The organism is Staphylococcus simulans (assembly GCF_002902285.1).
Taxonomy (GTDB): Bacteria; Bacillota; Bacilli; order Staphylococcales; family Staphylococcaceae; genus Staphylococcus; species Staphylococcus simulans.
Window position 1 is genome coordinate 96,656 of record NZ_PPRU01000015.1, and the last position, 26,141, is coordinate 122,796.

The 26,141-nt window shown below is 38.1% G+C and carries 25 protein-coding genes; 21 read left to right on the plus strand and 4 right to left on the minus strand.

The genetic code is table 11. The annotated features are described in order from the left end of the window. From CD112_RS04165 to CD112_RS04250, 18 genes are all read left to right on the plus strand, one after another. A complete protein-coding gene (locus tag CD112_RS04165) occupies nt 1-903 on the plus strand; it encodes a CobW family GTP-binding protein (RefSeq protein ID WP_103363913.1) in 903 nt (300 codons plus the stop codon). Between the two features lie 170 nt (nt 904-1,073). Continuing rightward, nucleotides 1,074-1,589: a YceI family protein gene (locus CD112_RS04170; protein WP_002479741.1), complete on the plus strand. Its 516-nt coding sequence runs from the start codon at nt 1,074-1,076 to the stop codon at nt 1,587-1,589. A 144-nt stretch (nt 1,590-1,733) separates the two neighbouring features. After that, on the plus strand, nt 1,734-2,204 hold the full coding sequence (locus tag CD112_RS04175; RefSeq protein WP_103363914.1) for an SRPBCC family protein: 471 nt from the start codon (nt 1,734-1,736) through the stop codon (nt 2,202-2,204). Nucleotides 2,205-2,294: 90 nt separating this feature from the next. Then, entirely contained in the window at nt 2,295-2,486 is a 192-nt protein-coding gene (locus tag CD112_RS04180; protein ID WP_002479739.1) for a hypothetical protein, read from the plus strand. Nucleotides 2,487-2,702: 216 nt separating this feature from the next. Then, nucleotides 2,703-3,533, plus strand: a complete 831-nt coding sequence (locus CD112_RS04185) for a formate/nitrite transporter family protein (RefSeq protein WP_002479738.1) — start codon at nt 2,703-2,705, stop codon at nt 3,531-3,533. Nucleotides 3,534-3,723: 190 nt separating this feature from the next. Next, nucleotides 3,724-4,440 (plus strand): sirohydrochlorin chelatase, encoded by a 717-nt coding sequence (locus tag CD112_RS04190; RefSeq protein ID WP_023015068.1) that lies wholly within the window; start codon nt 3,724-3,726, stop codon nt 4,438-4,440. A gap of 1 nt (nt 4,441) precedes the next feature. Beyond that, the gene (locus CD112_RS04195; protein WP_070626543.1) at nt 4,442-4,897 is read left to right on the plus strand and encodes a precorrin-2 dehydrogenase/sirohydrochlorin ferrochelatase family protein; all 456 of its coding nucleotides are present in this window, start codon (nt 4,442-4,444) and stop codon (nt 4,895-4,897) included. Between the two features lie 2 nt (nt 4,898-4,899). After that, nucleotides 4,900-7,305: a nitrite reductase large subunit NirB gene (gene nirB / locus CD112_RS04200; RefSeq protein WP_002479735.1), complete on the plus strand. Its 2,406-nt coding sequence runs from the start codon at nt 4,900-4,902 to the stop codon at nt 7,303-7,305. A gap of 2 nt (nt 7,306-7,307) precedes the next feature. Further along, nucleotides 7,308-7,622, plus strand: coding sequence for a nitrite reductase small subunit NirD (gene nirD, locus CD112_RS04205; protein ID WP_002479734.1), 315 nt, complete (start codon nt 7,308-7,310; stop codon nt 7,620-7,622). After that, nucleotides 7,613-8,566 (plus strand): uroporphyrinogen-III C-methyltransferase, encoded by a 954-nt coding sequence (gene cobA / locus CD112_RS04210; protein ID WP_070626542.1) that lies wholly within the window; start codon nt 7,613-7,615, stop codon nt 8,564-8,566. Before nirD ends, cobA begins: the two co-directional genes overlap by 10 nt. A gap of 221 nt (nt 8,567-8,787) precedes the next feature. Further along, the gene (locus tag CD112_RS04215) at nt 8,788-12,462 is read left to right on the plus strand and encodes a nitrate reductase subunit alpha (RefSeq protein WP_103363915.1); all 3,675 of its coding nucleotides are present in this window, start codon (nt 8,788-8,790) and stop codon (nt 12,460-12,462) included. After that, the gene (gene narH / locus CD112_RS04220; RefSeq protein WP_002479731.1) at nt 12,452-14,020 is read left to right on the plus strand and encodes a nitrate reductase subunit beta; all 1,569 of its coding nucleotides are present in this window, start codon (nt 12,452-12,454) and stop codon (nt 14,018-14,020) included. Before CD112_RS04215 ends, narH begins: the two co-directional genes overlap by 11 nt. Next, entirely contained in the window at nt 14,013-14,588 is a 576-nt protein-coding gene (locus CD112_RS04225; RefSeq protein WP_002479730.1) for a nitrate reductase molybdenum cofactor assembly chaperone, read from the plus strand. The genes narH and CD112_RS04225 overlap by 8 nt, the downstream gene beginning before the upstream one ends. Beyond that, nucleotides 14,581-15,267 (plus strand): respiratory nitrate reductase subunit gamma, encoded by a 687-nt coding sequence (gene narI, locus CD112_RS04230; RefSeq protein ID WP_002479729.1) that lies wholly within the window; start codon nt 14,581-14,583, stop codon nt 15,265-15,267. The genes CD112_RS04225 and narI overlap by 8 nt, the downstream gene beginning before the upstream one ends. A gap of 11 nt (nt 15,268-15,278) precedes the next feature. Continuing rightward, on the plus strand, nt 15,279-15,734 hold the full coding sequence (gene nreA / locus CD112_RS04235) for a nitrate respiration regulation accessory nitrate sensor NreA (RefSeq protein ID WP_103363916.1): 456 nt from the start codon (nt 15,279-15,281) through the stop codon (nt 15,732-15,734). Next, on the plus strand, nt 15,721-16,770 hold the full coding sequence (nreB, locus tag CD112_RS04240; protein ID WP_103363917.1) for a nitrate respiration regulation sensor histidine kinase NreB: 1,050 nt from the start codon (nt 15,721-15,723) through the stop codon (nt 16,768-16,770). The genes nreA and nreB overlap by 14 nt, the downstream gene beginning before the upstream one ends. A gap of 11 nt (nt 16,771-16,781) precedes the next feature. Continuing rightward, nucleotides 16,782-17,435 carry a nitrate respiration regulation response regulator NreC gene (nreC, locus tag CD112_RS04245; protein WP_031262458.1) on the plus strand — a complete coding sequence of 218 codons (654 nt, stop codon included), beginning with the start codon at nt 16,782-16,784 and terminating at the stop codon, nt 17,433-17,435. Between the two features lie 331 nt (nt 17,436-17,766). Next, the gene (locus CD112_RS04250; RefSeq protein WP_002479725.1) at nt 17,767-18,933 is read left to right on the plus strand and encodes a nitrate/nitrite transporter; all 1,167 of its coding nucleotides are present in this window, start codon (nt 17,767-17,769) and stop codon (nt 18,931-18,933) included. 136 nt (nt 18,934-19,069) lie between these two features. Here CD112_RS04250 and CD112_RS04255 read toward each other — a convergent pair whose 3' ends face one another. Both CD112_RS04255 and CD112_RS04260 read right to left on the minus strand, forming a co-directional pair. Beyond that, the gene (locus tag CD112_RS04255; RefSeq protein WP_023015064.1) at nt 19,070-20,269 is read right to left on the minus strand and encodes an FtsW/RodA/SpoVE family cell cycle protein; all 1,200 of its coding nucleotides are present in this window, start codon (nt 20,267-20,269) and stop codon (nt 19,070-19,072) included. A gap of 225 nt (nt 20,270-20,494) precedes the next feature. Further along, the gene (locus tag CD112_RS04260; RefSeq protein ID WP_002479723.1) at nt 20,495-21,664 is read right to left on the minus strand and encodes a hydroxymethylglutaryl-CoA synthase; all 1,170 of its coding nucleotides are present in this window, start codon (nt 21,662-21,664) and stop codon (nt 20,495-20,497) included. 111 nt (nt 21,665-21,775) lie between these two features. Between CD112_RS04260 and CD112_RS04265 the strand changes: the two genes are divergently transcribed. Together CD112_RS04265 and CD112_RS04270 are read left to right on the plus strand one after the other, a co-directional pair. After that, nucleotides 21,776-22,927, plus strand: coding sequence for a thiolase family protein (locus tag CD112_RS04265; RefSeq protein ID WP_002479722.1), 1,152 nt, complete (start codon nt 21,776-21,778; stop codon nt 22,925-22,927). Between the two features lie 5 nt (nt 22,928-22,932). Then, nucleotides 22,933-24,210, plus strand: coding sequence for a hydroxymethylglutaryl-CoA reductase, degradative (locus CD112_RS04270; protein WP_103363918.1), 1,278 nt, complete (start codon nt 22,933-22,935; stop codon nt 24,208-24,210). Nucleotides 24,211-24,333: 123 nt separating this feature from the next. Here CD112_RS04270 and CD112_RS04275 read toward each other — a convergent pair whose 3' ends face one another. Together CD112_RS04275 and CD112_RS04280 are read right to left on the minus strand one after the other, a co-directional pair. Then, complete coding sequence (locus CD112_RS04275; protein ID WP_002479720.1) at nt 24,334-24,738, minus strand: Hsp20/alpha crystallin family protein; 405 nt, start codon at nt 24,736-24,738, stop codon at nt 24,334-24,336. A 150-nt stretch (nt 24,739-24,888) separates the two neighbouring features. After that, nucleotides 24,889-25,326 (minus strand): MarR family winged helix-turn-helix transcriptional regulator, encoded by a 438-nt coding sequence (locus CD112_RS04280; protein ID WP_103363919.1) that lies wholly within the window; start codon nt 25,324-25,326, stop codon nt 24,889-24,891. 168 nt (nt 25,327-25,494) lie between these two features. On the opposite strand from CD112_RS04280, the gene CD112_RS04285 reads away from it, so the two are divergent. Beyond that, on the plus strand, nt 25,495-26,121 hold the full coding sequence (locus CD112_RS04285) for a nitroreductase family protein (RefSeq protein ID WP_023015062.1): 627 nt from the start codon (nt 25,495-25,497) through the stop codon (nt 26,119-26,121). The last annotated feature ends 20 nt before the right edge of the window (nt 26,122-26,141 follow it).

Here is a 26,141-nt window from a genome sequence, read left to right on the forward strand (position 1 = left end):
ATGGATATTATTATTATTGGCGGATTTCTAGGCGGCGGTAAGACAACCACTTTAAATCATTTAATTAAAGCTGCACTTCAACAAGAGTTGCAACCTGCTGTGATTATGAATGATTTCGGTCAAGCCAGTGTCGACAGTCAACTGGTTGAAGGTTCAGTACCGATGGACGAAATTATTGAAGGTTGTATCTGTTGTGCGATGAAAGCAGATGTATCAAAACAATTACATCAGATTTATTTAGATTATCAGCCAGATGTAGTTTTTGTGGAATGTAGCGGTATTGCGCATACACAGTCAGTGATAGATGCCTGTTTGACGCCTGTGCTTGCACCTATTTCTACTATCCGCAGTGTGATCGGTGTAGTAGATGCGACATTATATCAACGTGTTGAAAGTTATCCAGGCGATATGCATAAGCTGTATTATGATCAATTGTCGTATTGCTCACATCTCTTTATCAACAAAATCGATCGATGTGAGCCTGAAGATATTGCCCCTATCCTTTCTGATTTAACGATTCTTAATCAAGATGCAGAAATATCTGTCGGCAGTTTTGGTCAATTTGAAACGAGCACAGTCTTTTCTAATGAAGTACAAGTTAAAGCAGAAACTATACCTCAAGCTTGTGACTTAGGTCATGCACATTCTGGTATCGGTCATCGTTATTTTGCGTTTAAACATTCGGTTAAACTTGAAGATTTAGTTAAATGGTTTGAAACTTTACCTCAATCGACGTATCGCGCAAAAGGCTTTATACAACTTGCAGAACATCCTCAATTACAATTAGTACAATATGCCGAAGGTCAATTGGAAATAGAACCGATAGATTTACAAAATCAGACAGAACAATATCTTGTAGTTATCGGCAATCAATTAGATAAAATCAAAGTGCCACAGTTTTAAAACGTCACGCTATTCACAGCGAATAGCGTGTTTTTTTATTTTAAAGTTAAGGATATCTTAATAGAAATCGGGTAGGCGAAAAATAGAACGAAAATATTTAGACAAAACCGTTGATATATTAAATATATGTGGTATACTAAGTATACAAATAAAAATTGGAGGTTTGTTTTATGACTAAATTTACTTTTGACGCAGCACATTCATCTGTAGCTTTCCAAGTGAAACACTTAATGGTTTCTAAAGTGAAAGGTGCCTTCGATCAATTTAACGTAGAACTATCAGGTGATTTAAACGATTTCAGCACACTTAAAGGTGAAGCAACAATCGATGTAAAATCAATCAACACTAACCAAGAAGACAGAGACAACCACTTACGCACAAATGATTTCTTCGCAGCGGATGAGCACCCAGAAATCAAATTCGTAATCAAAGAAGCTTCTGAAGACAAAGTAACAGGAGACTTAACAATCAAAGGCGAAACACATGAAGAAACTTTCGATGTTGACTTTGAAGGCGTAAGTAAAAACCCATTAAACGATACTAACGTAGCTGGATTCACAGTTTCAGGTAAAGTTGACCGTGAAAAATACGGTATGACATTCAACCAAACATTAGAAACTGGCGGCGTATTAATCGGTAAAGACGTTAAATTCGAAGCTGACGTAGAATTTATCGTAGAAGACTAATCTTTTCCTACTCACTGGAATATGGCGGAATGCTGTATTCCAGTTTTTTTATGCGCATTTTTTGCTTTTGAAATGGTATGATATGCCTGTTATTTGGGAAAAGATTATCAAGACATTCAAATCAACGTTAAAGGAAGTGTAAATGTGACAGTCACAAGAGAAGGTAATGAAATTATCGGCAAGCGTACATTTGATGCGCCGATACAACAGGTATTCAATGCTTATACTACAAAAGAAAAATTTGAACAATGGTTCTTTCCTAAAGGCGGAGAGATACAAGTCTTTGAATTTAATCCAAAAGCAGGTGGAAAGAATTTCTTTAAAATAACGATGCCAGACGCTCAAAGTTATACTGTACAACACTATGAAATGATAGAAGCTCCACGCAAAATTATTTATCGTGATTATTTCGCAGATGAAAAAGGTCATGTGGATACAAAGATGCATGGTATGCGTGTGGAAATCTATTTAACATCACAAGGAACTCATCAGACAGAAGTACGTTCTGTGTCAGTGATGCCTTCAGAAGAAGCAGCGAAACAACTGATGGAAATGGGTGTCGAACAAGGTATGGAGAGTACATTGGATCAGTTAGAAGAACTCCTGAAACAGTGATAGGGGATTCCCCGATTTCTGCGCTAAGCGATATTCAATCTCATTTGAAAGTGCTAAACTATAATTGTTAACACAAAAGAGGTGAGATGAATGAACGAGCGTTACGTAAAAGTTGTGATTCTTTACGTTATCAGTACATTACTTCCATCCTTAATTTTCCCATCAAAATGCGTTTCAAATAGCGGATTGAAATGGACATTAAGAACAATCGCAGGCTGTGGTATCTTCTCAGCTGGCTTAAAATGGATGGTTAAACGTAAAACACAAAAACAAGCTAAATAATTGATATGGAAATACTGGAGCGTTTTTGTTCCAGTATTTTTTCTTTTCTAATTTCCCATAATTTCAAAGAAGCATTTACATAATTTTAAAATTGATTGGTCTGAACAGATTATTTAAATATTAGATATAGGAAAATTTAAATAAAGGGTAGGCATCGGCTTAAATTAATAATATACTAGATACATCTTGATTAGATTATGGGAGGGAAAGTTTTTTATGGTTATGCAAAATCATAAAACGGTTGAAGATACATATACTTCACGCGAAACGATGGATAGCGTAGTCAGTTCATCACAAATGAAATCAGTAATGTTAAGCAAAACCCCTGCACGTTACTTTTTAAAATCTATGATGTCAGGTTTCTTATTATCAATTGTGGCAGTATTTATGCTTGCGATGAAAACACAACACACTGGTTTAAATGAAGGAACAATCAACTTTATCGGAGCTGTTTCATTCAGTTTAGCCTTAGTATTAATTGTATTAACGAATTCAGAACTTTTGACGAGTAACTTTATGTATATGACTGCCGGTGCGTATTATAAATCAGTACCAATCGGTAAAATCTTATGGCTGTTTTTTGTATGTTTCTTAGGAAACATTGTCGGAGGCTTTGTGTTATTCGGTTTAATGAAATTCACAAGCGTTATGACTCCAGAAATGGTTAAAGCGTTGACAGGTATTGTCGATAAGAAAACAATCCTTGGCACTTGGGATGGCATTTTAGTGAAAGCCATCTTCGCAAACTTCTTTATCAATATTGGTATTTACGTATCTATGCAGTTTAAAGACGGCTTATCAAAAGGCTTCTTTATCGCATGTGGTGTTGTAGTCTTCGTATTCATGGGTTATGAACACGTTGTTTACAACGCTAACTTATTCTCAGGTATGATGTTCTACAATATCGGCGCATTAGCTTGGTTAGATGTCTTAAAAAATATTGTTTTCGCATTTATCGGAAACTATATCGGCGGCGGTATTTTCGTAGGTCTGCTTTATGCATTCTTTAACGGAAAACGTAATCACTACTTAGATCAACAAAAATAATAAAAGAATATGCAGCAGATGATGTAATGTTTTTTAATTTTTTATGTTTTCACATATAAATAGTTGAATACGTCAGGGAATCCCCTCAAGATAGAGCTAAGGGGATTCCCTATTTTTATATTAATTATGTGAATGCATTCACATTAATTCAAAATTTAAGGTACAATGCAATTAAAGGGGGGAAATGCATATGACACAAACCATTGTCGTTATGCATGGAATGAGACGTGGCAAACAAAATCAATTATTGATGGAGGAGCTTGACAGTGTTGCACAACAAATAGAAGGCACATTTGATGTTGCGTTTATCGAGAGTGATGAACTTTCATTACCTCAGGTAATACGTAAACATTTATGGGAGGGTGAAACTTCCTTTGTGATTGTGCCGCTTTTATTATTTTCTGGCAGACATTACTTACAAGATTTGCCTGAAGTGATGCGTCAGATGCAACTGATGTTTCCAAGTATTACGTATGAAATACGTCAGCCCCTTTGCGACCATCCAAGTTTAACTAAATGGATCAATCAACGTATCGAAGCATGGCCAGATGCACATACACCTGGTTCCGCAATTGTTTTGATTGGGCACGGCAGTCCGATTGTGACAGAGCCTGATGCCGAAATCGATGATATTGCGACACGAATCACTACAGATTTACCGGTCTACACCATGATGTTTTATGGGGATAAACAATTTGAGGGGTTACTCCCTGAAATGAAAGAGGATTATGACCAAATCTATGTGATTCCAATTTTCTTTTACGATGGTTTCTTGGTCAATAAGATTAAGAAAAAAATCGAGAAAATAAAAGGAGATTCCAATATTACAATCGCTTCAGCGTTGAATTTTGAACCGGAGTTAGATGAGATGTTAATTGATAGATTGAATCAGAAAGAGGCGGTTTGATATGTATCCTATACAACTGGATTTGTCAAAGAAACATGCAGTATTAGTCGGCGGAGGCAGAATCGGATACCGTAAGTTTAAACAACTGGCAAAAGCCAATTGCGGAGATGTTACAGTTATTTCCAAATCTTTTTTGCCAGAATTTTTTGAAGAGTCTTACCCCAATATGAAATTAATCACAAAGGACTATGCGAAGGAAGATATTGAAAACGCAGATGTCGTGATTATCGCAACAGACTCACCAGAAATCAATGATCAGATCAAGAAAGATACTAAACCGACACAGTTGGTTAACCATACAGGGGATAAAGAACGATCTGACTTTTTTAATATGAAGGAATTTGAGTTTGAAGATTTATCCATCAGTGTCCGTTCAAATGGCGGAGATTATAAAAAAGCGAAACATGTGGCACAAGCGATTCAACAATTTTTAGCTAAAGAATACGGGAGGGAATAAGGATGCCAAAAACTAAGTTAGTCATGATCGGTAACGGTATGGCCGGCGTCAGAACAATTGAAGAGATTTTAGAGAGAGACAAAGATAAATATGAAATCACAATTATAGGGAAAGAACCTTATCCAAACTATAACCGCATTATGTTATCAAACATTTTGCAAAAGAAAATGTCGGTTGATGAAACAATCATGAATCCTTACTCATGGTATGAGGAAAATAACATTTCACTTATTACAGGAGAACGTGCGACACGCGTTAATCGTGAACAAAAATTAGTGGAAACTGAATCAGGACAAGAGATTCCATATGATATTTGTATCTTTGCGACAGGTTCAAATGCGTTTGTCTTACCGATTCCAGGTCATGAATTGCCAAGTGTAATCGGATGGCGTACGATTGAAGACACAGAACGTATGATTGAAATTGCGCAAACGAAAAAAGAAGCAATCGTTATCGGTGGCGGCTTGCTTGGTTTGGAATGTGCAAGAGGTTTACTTGACCAAGGTATGAACGTTACTGTTGTTCACTTAGCTGAATGGTTAATGGAAATGCAGTTAGACCGTCAAGCAGGTGAAATGTTACGTGAAGACTTAGAAAAACAAGGCATGCGCTTTGAATTAGGTGCGAATACAAAAGAAATTCTAGGTGAAAACGACGTTGAAGGTATCCGTTTAGCAGACGGCAGAGAATTACCAGCTGACTTAGTTGTTATGGCTGTTGGTATTCGTCCATTCGTTCAAGAAGCGAAAGACTCTGGTTTAGATGTAGAACGCGGTATTGTTGTGGATGACTTCATGCGTACAAGTGATGAAAACATTTACGCAGTAGGTGAATGTGCGCAACATAACGGCAAAGTTTATGGTTTAGTCGCTCCTTTATATGAACAAGGTAAAGTATTAGCTGACTACTTAACTGACCGTGATACAGACGGCTATAAAGGTTCAACAACATTCACATCATTGAAAGTATCAGGCTGTGACTTATACAGTGCGGGTCAAATTCAAGAAGATGAAGAAGTAGAAGGTGTTGAAATCTACAACAGTCAAGATCATATCTACAAAAAAATCTTCTTAAAAGGTGAACGTGTTGTAGGTGCAGTATTATACGGTGATACAGATGATGGTACGCGTTTCTTCAATATGATGAAAAAACGTGAATCTATTGAAGACTACACATTAGTTTCATTATTAAGCAAAGCTGGCGAAGAAGAAGGTTTATCTGTTGCGGACATGGATAATGAAGAAACAATCTGTGGCTGTAATGGTGTAACTAAAGGTACAATCGTCAATGCGATTGTAGAAGATGGTTTAACATCTGTTGCGGAAGTGACTAAAGCTACAAAAGCAGGTAACTCTTGTGGTAAATGTAAACCGCAAATCGGTGAATTATTAGAACATACATTAGGCGGCGCGTTTGTCGCATCAAGACCTGCTGGTATTTGTGAGTGTACAGATTTAACACGTGATCAAATCGTGACACAAATCCGTGCTAAAGGCCTGAAAACATCTAAAGAAGTACGTAATGTGCTTGGATGGAAAACTGAAGGCGGTTGTCCTAAGTGTCGTCCAGCAGTCAACTACTACTTAAATATGATTTATCCAAATGAACACGAAGATGAAAAAGCATCTCGTTTCGCAAACGAACGTTACCACGCAAACATCCAAAATGACGGTACATTCTCAGTTATCCCACAAATGCGTGGTGGTGTGACGAACCCTGATCAATTAATCCGTTTAGGTGAAGTTGCGAAGAAATATGATGTACCTCTAGTTAAAGTAACAGGTTCACAACGTATTGGGTTATATGGTATTAAGAAAGAAGACTTACCGAAAGTATGGAAAGATTTAGGCATGCGTTCAGCATCTGCTTACGCGAAGAAAACACGTTCTGTTAAGAGCTGTGTCGGTAAAGAATTCTGTCGTTTCGGTACACAATATACAACACGTCTTGGTATCCGCTTAGAGAAAACATTCGAATATATCGATACACCGCACAAATTCAAAATGGGTGTATCTGGTTGTCCAAGAAGCTGTGTAGAATCAGGCGTAAAAGACTTCGGTGTTATCGGTGTAGAAAATGGATTCCAAATCTATGTCGGCGGTAACGGCGGTACTGAAGTTGTGAAAGGTCAATTCTTAACTACAGTAGAAACTGAAGATGATGTAATCAAACTATGCGGCGCGTACATGCAGTATTACCGTGAAACAGGTATTTATACTGAACGTACAGCACCTTGGTTAGAAAGAATGGGCTTCGATGTGGTTAAAGAATATGTCTTAAACCCTGAAAACCAAGATGCATTATATGAGCGTATCATGGAAGCAAAACGTGCAGTTGAACAAGAGCCATGGTCTGAAATTGTAAATGATCGCGAAGATCAAAAAATCTTTGAAGTAGAGAAGGTGTAAGTATGCATACGTTAGAAAAAATTAAAGTAGCGGCGTTAGATGACTTAACACCCTTAATCGGTAAAAAAGTCATTGTGAAAGATAAACAAATTGGATTGTTCTTAACAGAAGACGGTACAATTCATGCGATTAATAATGTGTGTCCGCATAAACAAGGACCATTATCTGAAGGGACAGTAGCAGGTCATACTGTATTCTGTCCGCTTCACGACTCTCAAATCGACCTAAAAACGGGTCTTGTCCAAGACCCTGATGAAGGTTGCGTTGAGGTCTATACAGTAGAAGTTGAAGATGGAGATGTGTATTTATGGCTGTAAGCACGACCGGGCATGTGTACTTGGTCGGTGCTGGGCCAGGGAATCCTAATTTATTGACACGTAAAGCAGAACATTTAATCCGTACTGCGGATATTGTCCTTTACGATCGATTAGTTAATCCCTTTATCTTGCAACTCGCACCTCCTGGTATTGAAATTGTCGATGTAGGTAAAAAGCCGTACAGCCGACATATTCAACAAGGTGAAATCAATGACATCATTGTAGATTCAGCATACAAACATCAAAGGGTCGTTCGTCTAAAGGGAGGCGACCCTGCGATTTTTGGGCGTGTACAAGAAGAAGTGGAAACTTTAAAAGCACATGATATTCCTTGTGAAATTGTTCCGGGGATTACGACAGCCAGTGCAGCATCAGCTGTTTTAGGTATTGGTTTAACAAGTCGTAACGTCTCTAAGAGTGTGACATTCACAACTGGAAGCTTTAAAGATTCAAAAGAAGAAGATATTGATATTGCTTCATTGATTGATGGCGGAACTTTAGCTATTTACATGGGTATTAAGCGTCTTCATAAGATTATTGAACAAATTTATCGACAAGTCGGCAAAGATTATCCGATTTGTGCCATTTTCAACGTTTCTTACGCGAATCAAGTGATTATTCGCGGACATCTGTCTACGATTGAAGAAGATGTACGAGATGCTGCACCTGAAGATGCACCAGGTATTTTACTAGTCGGAGATGCGATGGGCTTAACAGAAGGTGCCACATATATTGAGTCTGATCACTTGCCTGAGTATTTCGGTAAACAATGTATCGTTACAGGTGAGAGAGAAGCGGCTATTGAAAAAGCATTTGAAATTTATGATGCTGGCGGTTGGGCCATGATTGATCCGAATAGCGGAGACACTTATCATCAAAGTCAATTAGATTTAATCTATCGCTTTATGCAGATGGATGACATTACAGAAATTGTGAAAGCATAGAAAAAATATCTTAAGTATAAGCAGTGCCACTTACTAAGAGGGTGCTGCTTTTTTGTGTTGTTCAAAAAACATAGGGAATCCCCTCTAGGTTATAGGTGAATCCCTAATACATCTTACATAATAGAAATCGTACAATAAGAGTAAGTTGAAAAAATAGTAAACAGTATTTACGAAGTTAACAGCCTAGTGAGCAAAGTAATTGAGATGAGAGGATGTTAGAGATGGCAAAATTTGGATTAAACTTCTTTAAGCCGACTGAAAGATTTAATGGTAATTGGTCTGTTTTACAAGATAAAAGTAGAGAATGGGAAAAAATGTATCGTGAACGTTGGAGTCACGATAAAGTAGTCAGAACAACTCATGGGGTGAACTGTACAGGTTCATGTTCTTGGAAAGTATTCGTTAAAAACGGTGTCATTACTTGGGAGAACCAACAAATCGACTACCCAAGCTGCGGTCCAGACATGCCGGAATTCGAACCGCGTGGATGTCCTCGTGGTGCTTCATTCTCTTGGTATGAATACAGCCCGCTTCGCGTACGCTACCCATACATCAGAGGGAAATTATGGGAACTTTGGACAACAGCATTAGAAGAAAATGAAGGTAATATGATTAAAGCTTGGGCTTCTATCGTTGAAGACAAAGAAAAAGCAGAAATTTATAAAAGTGCACGTGGTAAAGGTGGACACATCCGTGTCGCATGGAAAGATGTTTTACAACTGATTGCAGCACAACTTCTATACACAATCAAAAAAGACGGTCCTGACCGTATCGCAGGCTTCACACCGATTCCAGCGATGTCAATGATCAGTTATGCATCAGGTGCACGTTTCATCAATCTATTAGGTGGAGAAATGTTAAGTTTCTATGATTGGTATGCCGATTTACCACCAGCGTCACCGCAAATCTGGGGTGAACAAACAGACGTACCTGAATCAAGTGACTGGTACAACTCAAGCTACATCATTATGTGGGGTTCAAACGTACCGTTAACACGTACACCAGATGCTCACTTTATGACAGAAGTTCGTTATAAAGGAACAAAAGTGGTTTCAGTTGCACCTGACTATGCTGAAAACGTGAAATTCGCTGACAACTGGTTAGCACCAAACCCTGGTTCAGACGCAGCGATTGCACAAGGTATGACACACGTTATCTTGCAAAAATATTACGTAGATGAACCTTCTGAAATGTTCGTTAACTACGCTAAACAATATACAGATATGCCATTCTTAATCATGTTCGATAAACATGAAGATGGCTTCAAAGCAGGTCGTTTCTTACGTGCAAGCGACTTAGGTATGGAATCTGAAAACAACGAATGGAAACCTGTTGTATTTGATAAAGAATCAAGTCAAATTATCGTACCTAACGGCACAATGGGTCAACGTTGGGAAGAAGGCAAGCAATGGAACTTGAAGCTTGAAAATGAAGACGGTTCTAAAATCGATCCAGCGTTAACAGTAGCTGACGATGAACATGAAATTAAAATTATGAAATTCCCTTACTTCGATAACGCTGGCAACAGCATTTTCGAACGTCCGATTGCAGCACGTAAAGTAACATTAGCAAACGGCGAAACAACATATGTGGCGACTGTTTTCGACTTAATGACAAGTCAATACGGTGTACGTCGTTTCGGACATGAATTAGAAGCAAAAGGTTATAACGATGCGGATACAGAATACACACCAGCATGGCAAGAAAAAGTAACAGGTGTGAAACAAAAAGTAGTCACTCAAGTTGCTGAAGAGTTTGCCCAAAACGCAATTGATACAGGTGGCCGCTCAATGATTATCATGGGTGCAGGTATCAACCACTGGTTCAACTCAGACACAATTTATCGTGCAGTCTTAAACTTAGTTATGCTGTGCGGTTGTCAAGGTGTAAACGGCGGCGGCTGGGCACACTATGTAGGACAAGAAAAATGTCGTCCGATTGAAGGCTGGAGCACAATTGCCTTCGCGAAAGACTGGCAAGGCCCGCCACGTTTACAAAATGGTACAAGCTGGTTTTACTTCACAACAGACCAATGGAAATATGAAGAGTCTGGTGTCGATAAATTAGCATCACCATTAGCAGAAAATATTAAACACCAACATCCAGCTGACTATAACGTAACAGCTGCACGTTTAGGATGGCTACCGTCTTATCCGCAGTTCGATACAAACAGCTTGAAGTTCGGTGAAGAAGCAAGAGATGCTGGAGAATTCAACAACGAAGCAATTTTAAAACGTGCTGTTGACTCTGTAAAAAATCGCGAAACGAAATTTGCGATTGAAGATCCGGATTTACGTAAGAACCATCCGAAATCATTATTTATCTGGCGTTCAAACTTATTATCAAGTTCAGCAAAAGGACAAGAGTACTTCATGAAACATATGTTAGGAACAAGTTCTGGATTACTTGCTGAAGCGAACGAAACAGATAAACCTGAAGAAATGATCTGGCGTGATGAAGTACAAGGTAAATTAGACTTGATTGTCGCATTAGATTTCCGTATGACTTCAACACCATTAAAAGCAGATATCGTCTTACCAGCTGCAACTTGGTATGAAAAACACGACTTATCATCAACAGATATGCACCCATTCGTTCACCCATTCAATCCAGCGATTGACCCATTATGGGAATCACGTTCAGACTGGGATATCTTCAAATCATTAAGTAAGACATTCTCTGATTTAGCGAAAGTGCATATGCCAGGTACATTCAAAGATGTGGTGACTTCACCATTAGCGCATGACTCTAAACAAGAGATTGCGACACCTTACGGTAAAGTTAAAGACTGGACAAAAGGCGAAGTTGAAGCGATTCCTGGTAAAACAATGCCTGGCTTCTCAGTTGTAGACCGTAACTATACAGAAATCTATGACAAATTCATTTCTGTCGGACCTTTACTAGAAAATGCGAAGATAGGTGCGCACGGTGTCAGCTTCCCAGTTAAAAAACAATACGAAGAAGCTAAAGATATCGTTGGTACATGGAATGACGATACAGTGAAAAACGGCTTGCCACGTATTGATACAGCAAGACGTGCAGCAGATGTCATCTTAAATATTTCATCAGCAACAAACGGTGAATTATCTCAAGCGTCATATAAAGACTTAGAAGATAAAACAGGTATGCCTTTAACAGATATTTCCAGTGACCGCAGTGCTGAAAAGATTACATTCTTAAACATTACATCACAACCACGTGAAGTGATTCCGACTGCAGTATTCTCTGGTTCAAATAAAGGTAAGAAACGTTATTCACCATTCACAACAAATATTGAACGTTTAGTACCGTTCAGAACATTGACTGGACGTCAAAGTTACTATTTAGATCATGAAATCTTCCAGCAATTCGGTGAAAGCTTACCGGTTTATAAACCGACATTACCACCGATGGTCTTCGGTACAAAAGATAAGAAAGTCATCGGCGGTCAAGATAACTTAGTCTTAAGATATTTAACACCGCATGGTAAATGGAATATTCACTCAACATATCAAGATAACCAACACATGTTGACGTTATTCCGTGGTGGTCCGGTTGTTTGGATTTCTAAAGAAGATGCAGAAGCACACGATATTAACGATAACGATTGGTTAGAAGTATATAACCGTAACGGTGTTGTTACAGCAAGAGCCGTTACATCACACAGAATGCCGAAAGGAACAATGTTTATGTACCACGCACAAGATAAACATATCCAAACACCGGGTTCTGAAATTACAGGAATGCGCGGCGGTTCACATAACGCACCGACTCGTATTCACTTGAAACCTACGCAAGTAGTTGGGGGCTATGCCCAAATCAGCTATAGCTTTAACTATTATGGTCCAATTGGTAACCAAAGAGATGTTTATGTAGCAGTGAGAAAGATGAAGGAGGTAGATTGGCTTGAAGATTAAAGCACAAGTAGCCATGGTATTGAACTTAGACAAATGTATCGGGTGTCACACATGTAGTGTCACTTGTAAGAACACTTGGACAAACCGTCCGGGTGCAGAATATATTTGGTTTAATAACGTAGAAACAAAACCAGGTGTCGGTTATCCGAAACGCTGGGAAGACCAAGAGAAATATAAAGGTGGATGGACACTGAACAAGAAAGGCAAATTAGACCTTAAAGCGGGCAGCCGCTGGTCTAAGATTGCTTTCGGTAAAATCTTCTACAACCCAGATATGCCAGTCATTAAAGATTACTACGAGCCTTGGACTTACAACTACGAACATCTGACAACTGCAAAAGCAGGCAAACATTCTCCAGTTGCGACTGCACACTCAGTCATTTCTGGTGACAAAATGGATTTACATTGGGGTCCTAACTGGGAAGATGACTTAGCAGGCGGACACGTAACTGGGCCAGAAGATCCGAACATCCAACGTATTGAAGAAAAAATCCAATTCGACTTTGACCAAACATTCATGATGTATTTACCACGTTTATGTGAACACTGCTTAAACCCAAGCTGTGTAGCATCATGTCCATCAGGTGCAATGTACAAACGTGACGAAGATGGTATCGTGCTTGTTGACCAAGAAGCTTGTCGTGGATGGCGTTACTGTATGACAGGATGCCCATACAAAAAAGTTTACTTCAACTGGAAAACTAACAAAGCTGAAAAATGTACTTTCTGTTTCCCACGTGTTGAAGCTGGTTTACCAACAGTATGTTCAGAAACTTGTACTGGCCGTATGCGTTATTTAGGTGTATTACTGTATGACGCTGACCGTGTACATGAAGTTGCATCAACTGAAAATGAACAAGATTTATACGAAAAACAATGTGATTTATTCTTAAATCCATATGATGAAGAAGTTATTGAACAAGCATTAAAAGACGGCGTATCAATGGAATGGATCGAAGCTGCACAAAACTCACCAGTTTATAAATTGGCAATCGAGTACAAATTAGCTTTCCCATTACACCCTGAATACCGTACATTACCAATGGTTTGGTATTGCCCACCATTAAGCCCAATCATGAACTACTTCGAAGGTAAAGATTCAATCAAGAACCCAGATGCAATCTTCCCTGCAATTGAAGAAATGCGTTTACCGATTGAATACCTTGCAAGCTTATTGACTGCTGGTGATACAAAAGCAGTTAAAGAAGCATTACAACGTATGGCAATGATGAGAAGTTACATGCGTGCACAAGTGACAGGTAAAGACTTCGATTTAGATCGTTTAGACCGTCTTGGTTTAACAGAACGTCAAACTAAAGATATGTATCGTCTATTAGCGATTGCGAAATATGAAGATCGTTTCGTAATCCCAACATCTCACAAAGAACAATATATGGACACTTACGCTGCACAAGGCAGTCAAGGTTATGAATTCAGCGATAACACAATCGGCGGAAGCGGTTGTGACGGCTGTGGCGCACCAGTAGCAATGAAACCGGGACAAACTGGACAAGAAGCTTATAACGAAAGCTTCTATGGAGGGATTTTCCGTGATTAACCTGAATAACTTTTATAAATATCAAGAGTCAATCGGTTATTTTGCGCAACAATTGAACTTTCCAGAAAAGTTAACTTTCCATCCTAAGACGTTTGAAGATGTTTTCGATAGTCACCATCCAGCATATGCTGAGATGGTGGAATATCGTGAACGTATTCTAAGTTATCCGTTGACTGAAATTAAACAACTGTATACAGATACATTTGATTTTAATAAAGAAGCACCGCTGTATATGACTTACAATAAATTTGATACGCAGAAAGAACGCGGACAAATGTTAGCGAAACTCAAAGTACTCTATGAAATGTTCGGACTCGATATGGTCGATAATGAACTTTCAGACTTCTTACCGTTAATGCTTGAATTCTTATACGCTGCACAATGGCAAAACGATGATCGTGCAGAAGGCAATATCGAATTCATTATTATGGTGATTGAAGATGGAACATTTGCGATGCTGAATCAATTAAGAGAAATGGATAGTCCGTATGCACCTTTAATTAAAGGCTTAAGAGAAACACTCAAATTATGTTTACAACCAAGTGAAGAGGTGACACCGCATGCTTAATCAATTTTTGTGGGTCATATACCCATATTTATGTATCGCCATTTTTATTCTCGGTCATATTGCTCGCTTTAGATATGACCAATTCTCTTGGACAGCAAAGTCCAGTGAATTTATTGAAAAGAAACGTTTGAAATGGGGCAGTTTATTATTCCACTTAGGGATTATCCCGGTAGCAATCGGACACTTTGTGGGTTTAGTAATCCCGCCATCATGGATCAGCGCAATGGGAGTCAGCCATGAGATGTACCATTTCGGGGCTGTATATATCGGTAGTATTTTTGGTATAATAACATTAATTGGAATGTTTTTATTAACGTCACGCCGTGTATCAGTTAAGAATATCAGACATCTTAGTTCTGCATCAGATATGGTTGTAAACTTTTTCTTGTTGATTCTTGTATTTATGGGGTGCTATGCAACGTTAGTAACAAATGCGGTTATGCCAGATTTTGATTATAGATCATCAATTTCTGTATGGTTCAGACAATTATTCACATTTGGACCAGATGCAAATTTAATGACAGATGTGCCATGGTCATTTAAACTTCATGTATTACTTGGTTTTGGTATCTTTGCGTTATGGCCATTCACAAGATTGGTTCATGTGTGGAGTGTACCATTGACTTATGCGAGCAGAAGTTACATTATTTACCGCAGAAACAAAGTCAAACATAGATAGGAGGAGACAATTTGAATAGTGTAGTTGCGACGGGTTACTTTAACTATCAAGTTGCTTTGGAAGAAATCAGAGAAGAAGAACAGTTTGATTTTGCGGCGATTGCTTTGCCTGAAGATGACTCACATAGTGCAGTCATCAAATGGAGACATGCGTCAGGCAATCTCAATAACCGCTATCAGCTGATTGTCTTGCGCCCTGGCAAGGGGTTGGCTGGTCTTGTTATCCGAACTGGCTCTAGAATGATTATCGATGATGTCAATACTGTGCTGAGTCCAAACGACAAGCTCAGTTATCCGATTGTTTTAAGTGAATCACTGACAGCAATGGTTGCCATTCCTTTATGGCATGATAATCGTGTGTATGGCGCATTGTTGCTAGGTCAACGTAATGGGCGTCCATTGCCTGAAGGCAGTGAAGAGATTCGCATTAATCACAGGTTAGGGAGTTTTAGAGATGAAATCAATTGATAACCGTGAAAAAATACAAGAATTATTGACCAAGTATTATTTAAATACCAATGAAAAAATGGTGTTTTTAAATAAGGAAGGTCAAGTGATCGCGTTGAATGAAGCGGCGGAAGAGGTCTTTTCTGAAGAAAATGACTATAGTCAAATGACGAATGCGATTTGCAGAAGATGCGAAGGTTATTCAAATGAGTTTGATATTATGTCATGTGAAAACTGTTTCTTAGAAGCGTTAGAAATCGGCAAAGGCAGCTTCCAAGTCTTTATGCGCACACGAGACAATAAAATTGAACCATACACTGCTTCATACGAAATCATCGATACAGCCAATGAAATCTATGCATTTACACTACACAATGTTTCTCCTCAGATTGAACGACAAGATAAACGTTATCAGCGTTTGATGATGCAAAAAACAATTTCAGCACAAGAAAATGAACGTAAGCGGATTTCCAGAGAATTACATGATGGTATTGTCCAAGAATTGATTAATGTAGACGTTGAATTACGTTTATTGAAGTATCAACAAGATAAAGATGAAATGGTTGATAATTCTAAGCGTATTGAAGGCATTATGTCACGTTTAATCGATGATGTCCGTAATTTATCTGTAGAGTTGCGCCCATCTTCATTAGATGACTTAGGACTAGACGCTGCTTTCCGCTCTTACTTTAAACAGTTCGAAAAGAACTATGGTGTGCATATTGCGTATCATACTGATTTTTCGGCACAACGTTTTGACAGCGAAATCGAAACGGTAGTTTATCGTGTGGTACAAGAAGCATTATTCAATGCGCTGAAATATGCACAAGTAGACACAGTTTACGTTTCCTTACACTTAGGAGAAGCGTCCATTATCGCTGAAGTGAGCGATCACGGTACAGGATTCAATATAGGTGATAAAGCCAAAGGAACCGGCCTAGGATTATTCGGCATGAATGAACGTGCTGAATTAGTCAATGGTTCGGTTAATATTGATTCACAAGTGGGACGTGGTACAATAGTGACGTTAGAAGTTCCAATAACTGATAAACGATAGGAGACTTGATGTTGAGAATTGTTATTGCAGATGATCACGCAGTGGTGAGAACGGGCTTCTCTATGATCTTGAATTTTCAAGAGGATATGGAAGTCGTAGATACTGCTGCTGAGGGTGTTGAAGCATACCAAAAAGTGATGCAGCATCGCCCTGACGTGTTAATTATGGATTTAAGCATGCCGCCAGGGGAGTCAGGTTTGATTGCGACAAGTAAAATTATGGAAAGTTTTCCTGAAACAAAAATACTTATTTTAACGATGTATGATGATGATGAATATCTGTTCCATGTCTTAAGAAATGGCGCGAAAGGCTATATTCTAAAGAACGCACCAGATGAACAATTAATTTCAGCTGTGCGTACGGTTTATCGCGGCGACACTTATATTGACCCTAAAATGACGACATCATTGGTCAATGAATTTGTGAATAATTCTGACCAAGATGGCAAAAATACGAATGATCCGTTTCGGATTTTATCTAAACGCGAGTTAGAAGTATTGCCTTTAATTGCCAAAGGTTATGGAAATAAAGACATCGCAGAAAAATTATTTATTTCAGTGAAAACTGTAGAAGCACATAAAACACATATTATGCAGAAGTTAGAATTAAAATCTAAACCAGAATTAGTGGAGTATGCCTTAAAGAAAAAATTGCTTGATTTTTAAATAGGAATGACATTGAACTCATCAAAATAGATGAGTTCTTTTTTTAATTTAAAGTCGAACAATTTGAATAGTATGTGACTAATATGTGAAAAAATTGTGATGAAAAAAGCCTTTAACATGCTGATTTCAACTAAAATAGAGGGATTAGGGAAAAGCCGAATGTTTTAAGGGAATGCCCTTATGTTCAATAATTCACCTAAATAATACACTATTAAGTGTAAGCAGTATCTTTAACTGATGAATAAAATAACTTCGACTCAAAAAACACATCAGGGGGATACTGCTGCTCTTATTAAATATGATATGAAAATGTAATGTTAGGGTGAAAAAAATGAACAAATCTAGAGGCGGTTTACAGTTAACCATCCAAACGTTGAGTTTGGTTGCCGGCTTCATGGTATGGAGTATCATTGCACCATTGATGCCGCTGATTTCAGAAGACATTAAAATTACGAGCGGACAAGTTTCAATTGTACTCGCAATACCAGTTATTTTAGGATCTATTCTTCGTATCCCATTCGGTTATTTAACAAACGTTATTGGCGCAAAATGGGTCTTCTTCGCAAGTTTTATTATTCTATTAGTACCTATCTTTTTATTAAGTTCAGCAACATCAGTTAACATGTTAATGATTGCAGGCTTCTTCTTAGGGGTAGCAGGTGCGACTTTCTCAGTTGGGGTAACGTCATTACCTAAATATTTTCCTAAAGAAAAAGTTGGTTTAGCGAATGGTATTTACGGTATGGGTAACTTAGGGACAGCCGTATCTTCATTCTTAGCACCACCATTAGCAGGTGTTATCGGTTGGCAATCAACAGTGAGATTATACTTAATCTTAATGGCAGTATTCGCAATCATAATGTTCTTCTTAGGAGATGCTAAAGAACCTAAAGTTAAGGTTCCATTTGTAGCACAAGCGAAAGATTTATTAAAAGACTTACGTTTATATTACTTAAGCTTATGGTATTTCATTACGTTCGGTTCTTTCGTAGCATTTGGTATCTTCTTACCTAAATACTTAGTTGATCATTTCAATTTGACTTCAGTAGACGCAGGAATCAGAGCAGGGGTCTTCATCGCGATTGCGACATTACTTAGACCGCTTGGTGGTATCATCGGGGACAAAATTGATGCGGTGATGGCATTAAAAGTCGACTTTATTATTATGATTATCGGTGCTGTCTTATTAGGTATTTCTGATGGTATCTTATTATTTACAATCGGATGCTTAACAATCAGTGCATGTGCAGGTATCGGTAACGGTTTAGTATTCAAATTAGTACCGCATTACTTCCACAAAGAAGCAGGTGTCGCAAACGGTATCGTATCAATGATGGGTGGTCTTGGAGGATTCTTCCCACCATTAGTGATTACGTATGTGACAAGCTTAACAGGAACAAGCCACTTAGCTTTCATCTTCTTAGCATTATTCGGAGTGATTGCGTTTATCACAATGTGGCATTTAGGCAAGAGAAACCGTTCGCTTGCAGCTAAATAAGAACGGTATGGATGAATGAACATGTAAATATTGAAGACGTAAGGACCACTAATAGATGAATGTTAGTGGTCCTTAGTCATATTAAAAAGCAGGACAAGAGAAAGGTGATAGACTTACATTTGTCCTGCTTTGAATGTTATTTAATTGCTTGAAGTTTAGTGTGCGCGGTACGTTCACGATTAATTTTACGTGTCGTCATAATCAATGCCGCAAATGCAATACTGACACTTAACATCGATGAACCGCCATAGCTGAGCAACGGTAAGGTTACACCTGTTAAAGGAATGGTACCTGAAACACCGCCGATATTAACGAAGGCTTGGATAAAGATGTAACTGCCGATACCGATACATATCAGCTTGTAGAAGTGATTTGAAGTACGGTTAGCATAGATTAAACTTTTCACCACAATGAGTCCATAGAGTCCTAAGACAATCAGTACCCCGATTAAGCCTAACTCTTCAGACAAGACAGTGAAAATAAAGTCTGTATGCGGCTCTGGCAGGTACCCAAGTTTTGAAACTCCATTGCCGAGTCCTTTACCGAATAAACCGCCATTACCGATTGAAATTAAAGCACTTGTCAGCTGATACCCTTCATTATTTTCATATTTGAAAGGATTTAAGAAAACAGCAATACGTTTGATTCTGTAAATGTTCTTCGTATCAAAGAGTAATGTATAAATCAGATACATTGCTACAGGCAAGAGTGCGATACCAAAGATTTGTACTTTAATTTTATTCTTAATATCAGAATAAAGTAAAATGCATCCTATAATGACGACGGTTAACATGGTTCCTCCTAAGTCACCTTGTAAGAGTACAAGGACCAGACCAAAGCCTAATAAGAGTAACGGTGGAATTAAATGATTAATTTGATAGTCACGCTGTCTGCTTAATCGTCGATCAATGATGTATGAGAAATAAAATATAGAAGCGAGTTTTAAAAACTCGGAAGATTGGAGACTGAAAAATCCTAAGTTCAGCCAGTTTTTGGAACCGTTGATTTCTTTACCTATTAATAAGGTTAAAGCTAAAAGTCCAAAGGTAACTAACAGCATGATCAATTGAACATTTGGAGATTTAAAGAAATCGATTCTGACAAAAAGAGAGAAAAAGATTATGATAAGTCCAATCACGAAATAAATAGCTTGGCGTTTCATGAAATGGTTGCTTGCGACAGGGTAGCCGCCTGTTAAAGAACCTTTTGAAGCGGGTACCATACTAGCACTATAAACCATGACAATCCCAATAAAACCAAGCAGGATAAAGGTTATGATCAAACTCAGATCCACACCTTTAGTTGCGTTACGCAACGTTCTGAGAAATTTCTTCAATTTTAGTCACCTCTACGATTGTCTGTTTTTCCTTAAACGCGATGTGAAATATAATGCATTAAATATCTATTATATAGATTTTGTTTACAACTATCCACCTTTTATAGGTAAAAGAAAATTGAATGAAACACAAATAAAAAAATAGAGTATGTACAAATAAAAAAGAAGCCTTGAAATGACTTCAAGACTTCCAGAACAAGCATTGCTTCACACAAGCTTTATCTATTATTTTACGGTATCATAGTAACGAATGTTGTCTGAGATTTCTTTAAGGTAGAAGTTGCCTTTTGGTTCAACTGCTAACTCAGTTTCAGCATCAAATTCAAGGTTGTCGAAGCGTTTGAAGAATGATTCGTACTCTTCAACAGATAATGCTTTTCGGTTTTTCAACATTGCTTGGTGAGCTTCAACATCAAGTGCATCTTTGAAGCCGTCTGCAAGTGTAGCTGTGAAGAATTCACCTACTGAACCAGAACCATAGCTGAATAGACCGATACGGTCTCCGCTATTTAAATCATGGTTTTCAAGTAAAGAAATCAAGCTTAAATAAAGTGAACCTGTATAGATATTTCCGACATAGCGGTTATAATCCGTAGCAGATTTGTAACTGTCATTTAATCTTGCTTGTGTATCTTCTGAGGCTGTATCTGTTAAAATAGAATCAAGTGCTTTTTGACCCATCTTTGTGAATGGTACATGGAAGCATAACGCAGCAAAGTCAGACAATGATTTATGATAACGTTTCGCGTACTCGTTCCAACTTTCTTGGAAAGAATGGATATAAGCATCTTTAGATAATTTACCGTCAACAAGCGGATAAATTTCACCAGATGGTCTCCAGAAATCGTAAACGTCTTCTGTAAATGCAACTGAATCATCATGCAACTCAGCAATACGCGGGTTATGACTGATTACCATAGCGACTGCACCAGCACCTTGTGTCGGTTCACCGCCACTGTTAAGTCCGTAACGCGCAGTATCACTTGCGATAACTAATACTTTTTCATTAGGACGTGGTACTAAATAATCTTTTGCCATTTGAATCGCAGGAGTCGCTGCATAGCATGCTTCTTTCATTTCGAAACAGCGTGCAAAAGGTTGAATTCCTAGTAGATGATGAATCTGTACAGCAGACGCTTTCGCTGAATCAATTGCTGATTCAGTTGCGACAATAACCATCGTAATATCTTTCTTGTCTTGTTCTGTCAAGATAGGTTGAGCAGCGTTCGCACCCATTGTTACAATGTCTTGACTGACTGGGCTTACAGCCATTTCAGTCTGACCGATACCAATCAGAAACTTGTTTGGATCTACATTGCGTGCTTCGGCTAAATCAGCCATATCTACGTAAAAGTTCGGAATATAAAAATTAAGTTGGTCGATACCAATTGTCATAAATAACCAACATCCTTTCTTGATATGTTAAATCACTTTAAATCATATCAAAAGAGGGTACAAAAATACAATTTTAAATTAGTAGCTAGTGATAAAAAAGGAGACTAAATTATGAGCAAAATCGCAATTGTTAGTGCAAAACGTACACCAGTAGGAAAATTCAGAGGGAAATTAAGAGATTATTCTGCAGTACAACTTGGCACCATCGCTTTAGAAGCAGCAATTGATGCTATCAATCTGCCGAAAGATAAAATCGAGAATGTAATTTTTGGTAACGTATTGCAAGCAGGCAACGGTCAGAATCCAGCACGCCAAATCTTGGTGAATGCCGGATTGCCGACATCAACTCCTGGAATGACTATCAACGAAGTATGCGGATCTGGTTTAAAAGCTGTAATCTTAGGTAAACAACTGATTCAATTAGGGGAAGCAAAAGTTGTCGCAGTTGGCGGTGTTGAAAGTATGACAAATGCACCGAAACTGGTATTACCTGGACAAGAAAAACCTGTACCAAGCTTTATGCATGACGGTTTGACAGATGCGTTTGAAAATGTACCGATGGGGATTACGGCTGAACGTATTGCGGATAAATATGAAGTGACACGTGAACAACAAGATGCGTTTGCGGTCAATTCACATCAAAAAGCGTACGAAGCATCTCAAGCTGGTAAATACCAAGCAGAAATGATTCCATTAACAGATGCAGATGGCGAAGAAATGACAATGGACGAAGGAATCCGCGGTAACAGTAATGTAGAGAAACTTGCGACTTTAGATACTATCTTCAAAGAAGACGGTACAGTAACAGCAGGAAATGCTTCAAGTATCAATGACGGTGCATCAGCCTTAATCTTAATGGATGCAGACTATGCACGTGAAAACGGCTATGAAATTATGGGGATTTTAGGTGATTACGCAGAAGTCGGTTGTGATCCTGAAATTATGGGTATCGCACCTTACTATGCTGTATCTAAATTATTAGAGAAAACAAATCAAACAATTGATGATATTGATTTAGTAGAAATGACAGAAGCATTTTCAGTTCAAAGTATTGCGGTTAAAGAGAATTTGAACATTCCAGATGAGAAATTGAACATCTACGGCGGCGCAGTCGCAATCGGTCATCCAATCGGTGCTTCAGGGGCACGTTTAGTGACATCATTAGTTCATGAACTGCATCAAGAAAATAAACACAACGGTATTGCAACAGCATGTATCGGTGGCGGTTTAGGTATCGCATTAGAAGTTGAAAAAGGAGAGTAAGCAACATGAAAGCATTGGGGAAAGATTTCAGACACTTATCACGTCAAGATAAATTACAGCGTTTAGAAGACAATGGTTGGATTTCACAAGAAAGTCATCAAGAATTGTTAGATATACCGCTGCTTTCTGAAGAAGTGGCTGATAGTCTGATTGAAAATGTGATTACACAAGGTGCATTGCCTGTCGGATTATTACCAGACATTATTGTAGACGGTAAACATTATGCGGTGCCGATGATGGTAGAAGAACCATCAGTCGTAGCTGCCGCAAGTTATGGTTCGAAGTTAGTCAATCAAACTGGCGGATTCAAAGTTGAATCGAGTGAACGTTTGATGATTGGACAAATTGTCTTTATGGAAGTAGAAGATCCAGCACAATTAGCTGAACAATTAATTGAGAAAGAATCACAAATTCATCAAGTCGCAGATGCAAGTTATCCATCGATTTTAAAACGTGGCGGCGGTTATCGTAAAATTGATGTCGATACGTTTGAAAAAGAAAAACTGGTTTCTTTAAAAGTTTATGTTGATACAAAAGATGCGATGGGCGCTAATATGATGAATACCATCTTAGAAGGCATTTCTGGCTTCCTGAAAGGCGAATGGCCAGAAATCAATGTCCTAATGAGTATTTTGTCTAATCACGCTACAGCGTCACTTGTGTGCGTCTCAGGAGAAATTGATGTTTCAGCTTTAGCATGTGGTGAGATGAGCGGTGAAACAGTTGCGAAACGTTTGGAAGCTGCTTCAGTTTTAGCTTATGTCGATCCATACCGTGCAGTGACACATAATAAAGGTGTTATGAATGGTATTCATGCAGTAGTATTAGCAACAGGCAATGACACACGCAGTGCTGAAGCCAGTGCACACGCATATGCATGTAAAGAAGGACAATATCGCAGTATGACAAAATGGGAGTACTTAGAAGATAAAGGTCGTTTAAGAGGAACGATTGAAATTCCGATGACACTCGCAACTGTCGGTGGCGGTACAAAAGTGGTTCCGATTGCACGTTTAGCACAAGAAATCTTGCATGTGGATTCTGCACAAGAATTAGGTGAAGTTGTGGCAGCAGTCGGCTTGGCTCAAAACTTCTCAGCGTGTCGTGCTTTAGTATCTGAAGGTATTCAAGAAGGTCATATGAGTCTGCAGTATAAATCATTGGCGATTGTCGCAGGTGCGAAAGGTGCAGAAATTGAACAGGTAGCCGATGCTTTAAAACAAGCAGACACTGCGAATATGGCTGAAGCGGAAAAAGTGTTAGCTGAATTACGTAGTAACTAAAAATAAATGTTATAAATCAATATGAGATGTCATTTTGATGAGAGAAGCGGGTTCTTAAAGAGGACTCGCTTTTTTGACGTAAAAAAACAGCATCCCTTAAAGGAATGCTGCGAAAAATAATTATTAGTCGATTGTGATATTAGAACCTGCTAAGTCTTGTTCATCTTTCTTAGGCAATACAACAGTTAAGACACCATCTTTGTAAGATGCTGAAATCTTGTCGCTGTCGATATTACTGAAAGAGAATTCACGGCTGACACTGTCAGTGCTACGTTCTCTTTGGATTACGCGACCTTCTTCATTTTCAGTACGACTTTCAATTGAGCGTTTTGCGCTGATTTTCAGTGTACCTTCATTATAAGAAAGGTTGATATTCTTTTTATCAAATCCTGGTAAATCTGCTTCAACAATATATTGGTTATCTTTTTCTTTAATATCTGTTTTTACAGCATTTACTGTTGGGATTTGATCTATAAATTGGCGTCCGAATTCTTTGAAAATGTCAGTGGGTTTACTTTCGAAAGGCATATAAAATCGCTCCTTTTCATTGTTTAATTAAAGCTCGCTTTAGTCATTCATACCCGAATTCTTGTAAGGCAATCTTACTGAGTATTCAGCGAGTTCTGACTTTAATTATATCACGTCCAGGAGCTGATAGATAATCAGAGGATTGTAGTGTTAGGCTTCAGAAAAGTTATTAACGATAAATTTCGATAGGATAGATTTAATTGTTTTCGCATCTTCCATTGAAATGTCTAAATCATTGAAAACTTCTATCGCAATATGTGAGATTTCGTGGCGAGTGTTAACACCTTCTTCAGTTAAAGAGACAAGGAGATTTCTTTCGTCTGATGGCTGTCTAAGGCGTTTGACAAGTCCTTGTTTTTCTAACTTTTTAATCATAGGTGTTAATGTTCCGGAATCTAAATATAATCTTTCCCCTAAAGATTTGATGTTGATAGATTCATCGTCTTCTATAGCGAGTAGAACAATATAGCCAGTATATGTCAGCCCATATTTCTTAAGATGCGGGGTGTAACGCTTAATTATCTCTTTAGACGACACATAGAATAAAAAACATAATTGTTTATCTAAAAAGTTGTTAGGTTCATGCAATTAAATCACTCCTTATTTAAAATAACGATATTATGAACGCAATCACTTGTCAAGAATAAATTTCGTGCCTATAATTTACTATGTTTAAACTTTGTAGTATGAAAATATTCAAATAGATTCCGTTTTGTTCGAAAAATAAACATAATAGATAAAGGAGCAAAAAATATAATGGAAAAACAATGGTTTGATGATGTGCTGAGAGCACGTAAATCAGTAAAGGTTTATGACCCGAATGTGAAGATTTCACATGAAGAAATGGATGAAATGTTAGGGAAAGCAGCACTAGCACCTTCTTCAATTAATATGCAGCCATGGAGAGTTGTTGTAGTAGATAGTGAAGAAGGAAAAGAAAAAGTCCGTCCTGCTATGCAATTCAATACAAGACAAAACGATACATCTGCAGCGATGGTTGTTATTTTCGGTGATTTACGCAACTACGAGTATGGTGAACAAATCTATCAAGGTAACGTTGATAAAGGCTATATGCCTCAAGAAACTAAAGATGACTTATTATCTAAGTTTCTACCATTTTATAAAGGGTTAAGCTTGCCGCAAATGACATCTATCGTAAATATCGACTGCAGCTTGTTTGCGATGCAGTTCATGCTTGTCGCAAAAGCGCATGGCTATGATACTAATCCAATCGGCGGTTTCGATAGAGAAAATATTGCTTCTATTTTAGGTTTAGATCCTGAACGCTATGTTCCAGTAATGGTGGTTGCTGTAGGTAAGGCAGATCAAGCAGCACATCATACGTATCGTTTAGATGTAGATGCTTTCAGACGTTATTTCTAATGTAATCATCGACAAATTTG

Coding starts and splice junctions, on each gene's coding strand:
- CD112_RS04165 (WP_103363913.1), top strand. CDS start 1: ATGGATATTATTATTATTGGCGGATTTCTAGGCGGCGGTAAGACAACC.
- CD112_RS04170 (WP_002479741.1), top strand. CDS start 1,074: ATGACTAAATTTACTTTTGACGCAGCACATTCATCTGTAGCTTTCCAA.
- CD112_RS04180 (WP_002479739.1), top strand. CDS start 2,295: ATGAACGAGCGTTACGTAAAAGTTGTGATTCTTTACGTTATCAGTACA.
- CD112_RS04185 (WP_002479738.1), top strand. CDS start 2,703: ATGGTTATGCAAAATCATAAAACGGTTGAAGATACATATACTTCACGC.
- CD112_RS04190 (WP_023015068.1), top strand. CDS start 3,724: ATGACACAAACCATTGTCGTTATGCATGGAATGAGACGTGGCAAACAA.
- CD112_RS04195 (WP_070626543.1), top strand. CDS start 4,442: ATGTATCCTATACAACTGGATTTGTCAAAGAAACATGCAGTATTAGTC.
- nirB (WP_002479735.1), top strand. CDS start 4,900: ATGCCAAAAACTAAGTTAGTCATGATCGGTAACGGTATGGCCGGCGTC.
- nirD (WP_002479734.1), top strand. CDS start 7,308: ATGCATACGTTAGAAAAAATTAAAGTAGCGGCGTTAGATGACTTAACA.
- cobA (WP_070626542.1), top strand. CDS start 7,613: ATGGCTGTAAGCACGACCGGGCATGTGTACTTGGTCGGTGCTGGGCCA.
- CD112_RS04215 (WP_103363915.1), top strand. CDS start 8,788: ATGGCAAAATTTGGATTAAACTTCTTTAAGCCGACTGAAAGATTTAAT.
- narI (WP_002479729.1), top strand. CDS start 14,581: ATGCTTAATCAATTTTTGTGGGTCATATACCCATATTTATGTATCGCC.
- nreB (WP_103363917.1), top strand. CDS start 15,721: ATGAAATCAATTGATAACCGTGAAAAAATACAAGAATTATTGACCAAG.
- CD112_RS04250 (WP_002479725.1), top strand. CDS start 17,767: ATGAACAAATCTAGAGGCGGTTTACAGTTAACCATCCAAACGTTGAGT.
- CD112_RS04260 (WP_002479723.1), bottom strand. CDS start 21,664: ATGACAATTGGTATCGACCAACTTAATTTTTATATTCCGAACTTTTAC.
- CD112_RS04265 (WP_002479722.1), top strand. CDS start 21,776: ATGAGCAAAATCGCAATTGTTAGTGCAAAACGTACACCAGTAGGAAAA.
- CD112_RS04270 (WP_103363918.1), top strand. CDS start 22,933: ATGAAAGCATTGGGGAAAGATTTCAGACACTTATCACGTCAAGATAAA.
- CD112_RS04275 (WP_002479720.1), bottom strand. CDS start 24,738: ATGCCTTTCGAAAGTAAACCCACTGACATTTTCAAAGAATTCGGACGC.
- CD112_RS04285 (WP_023015062.1), top strand. CDS start 25,495: ATGGAAAAACAATGGTTTGATGATGTGCTGAGAGCACGTAAATCAGTA.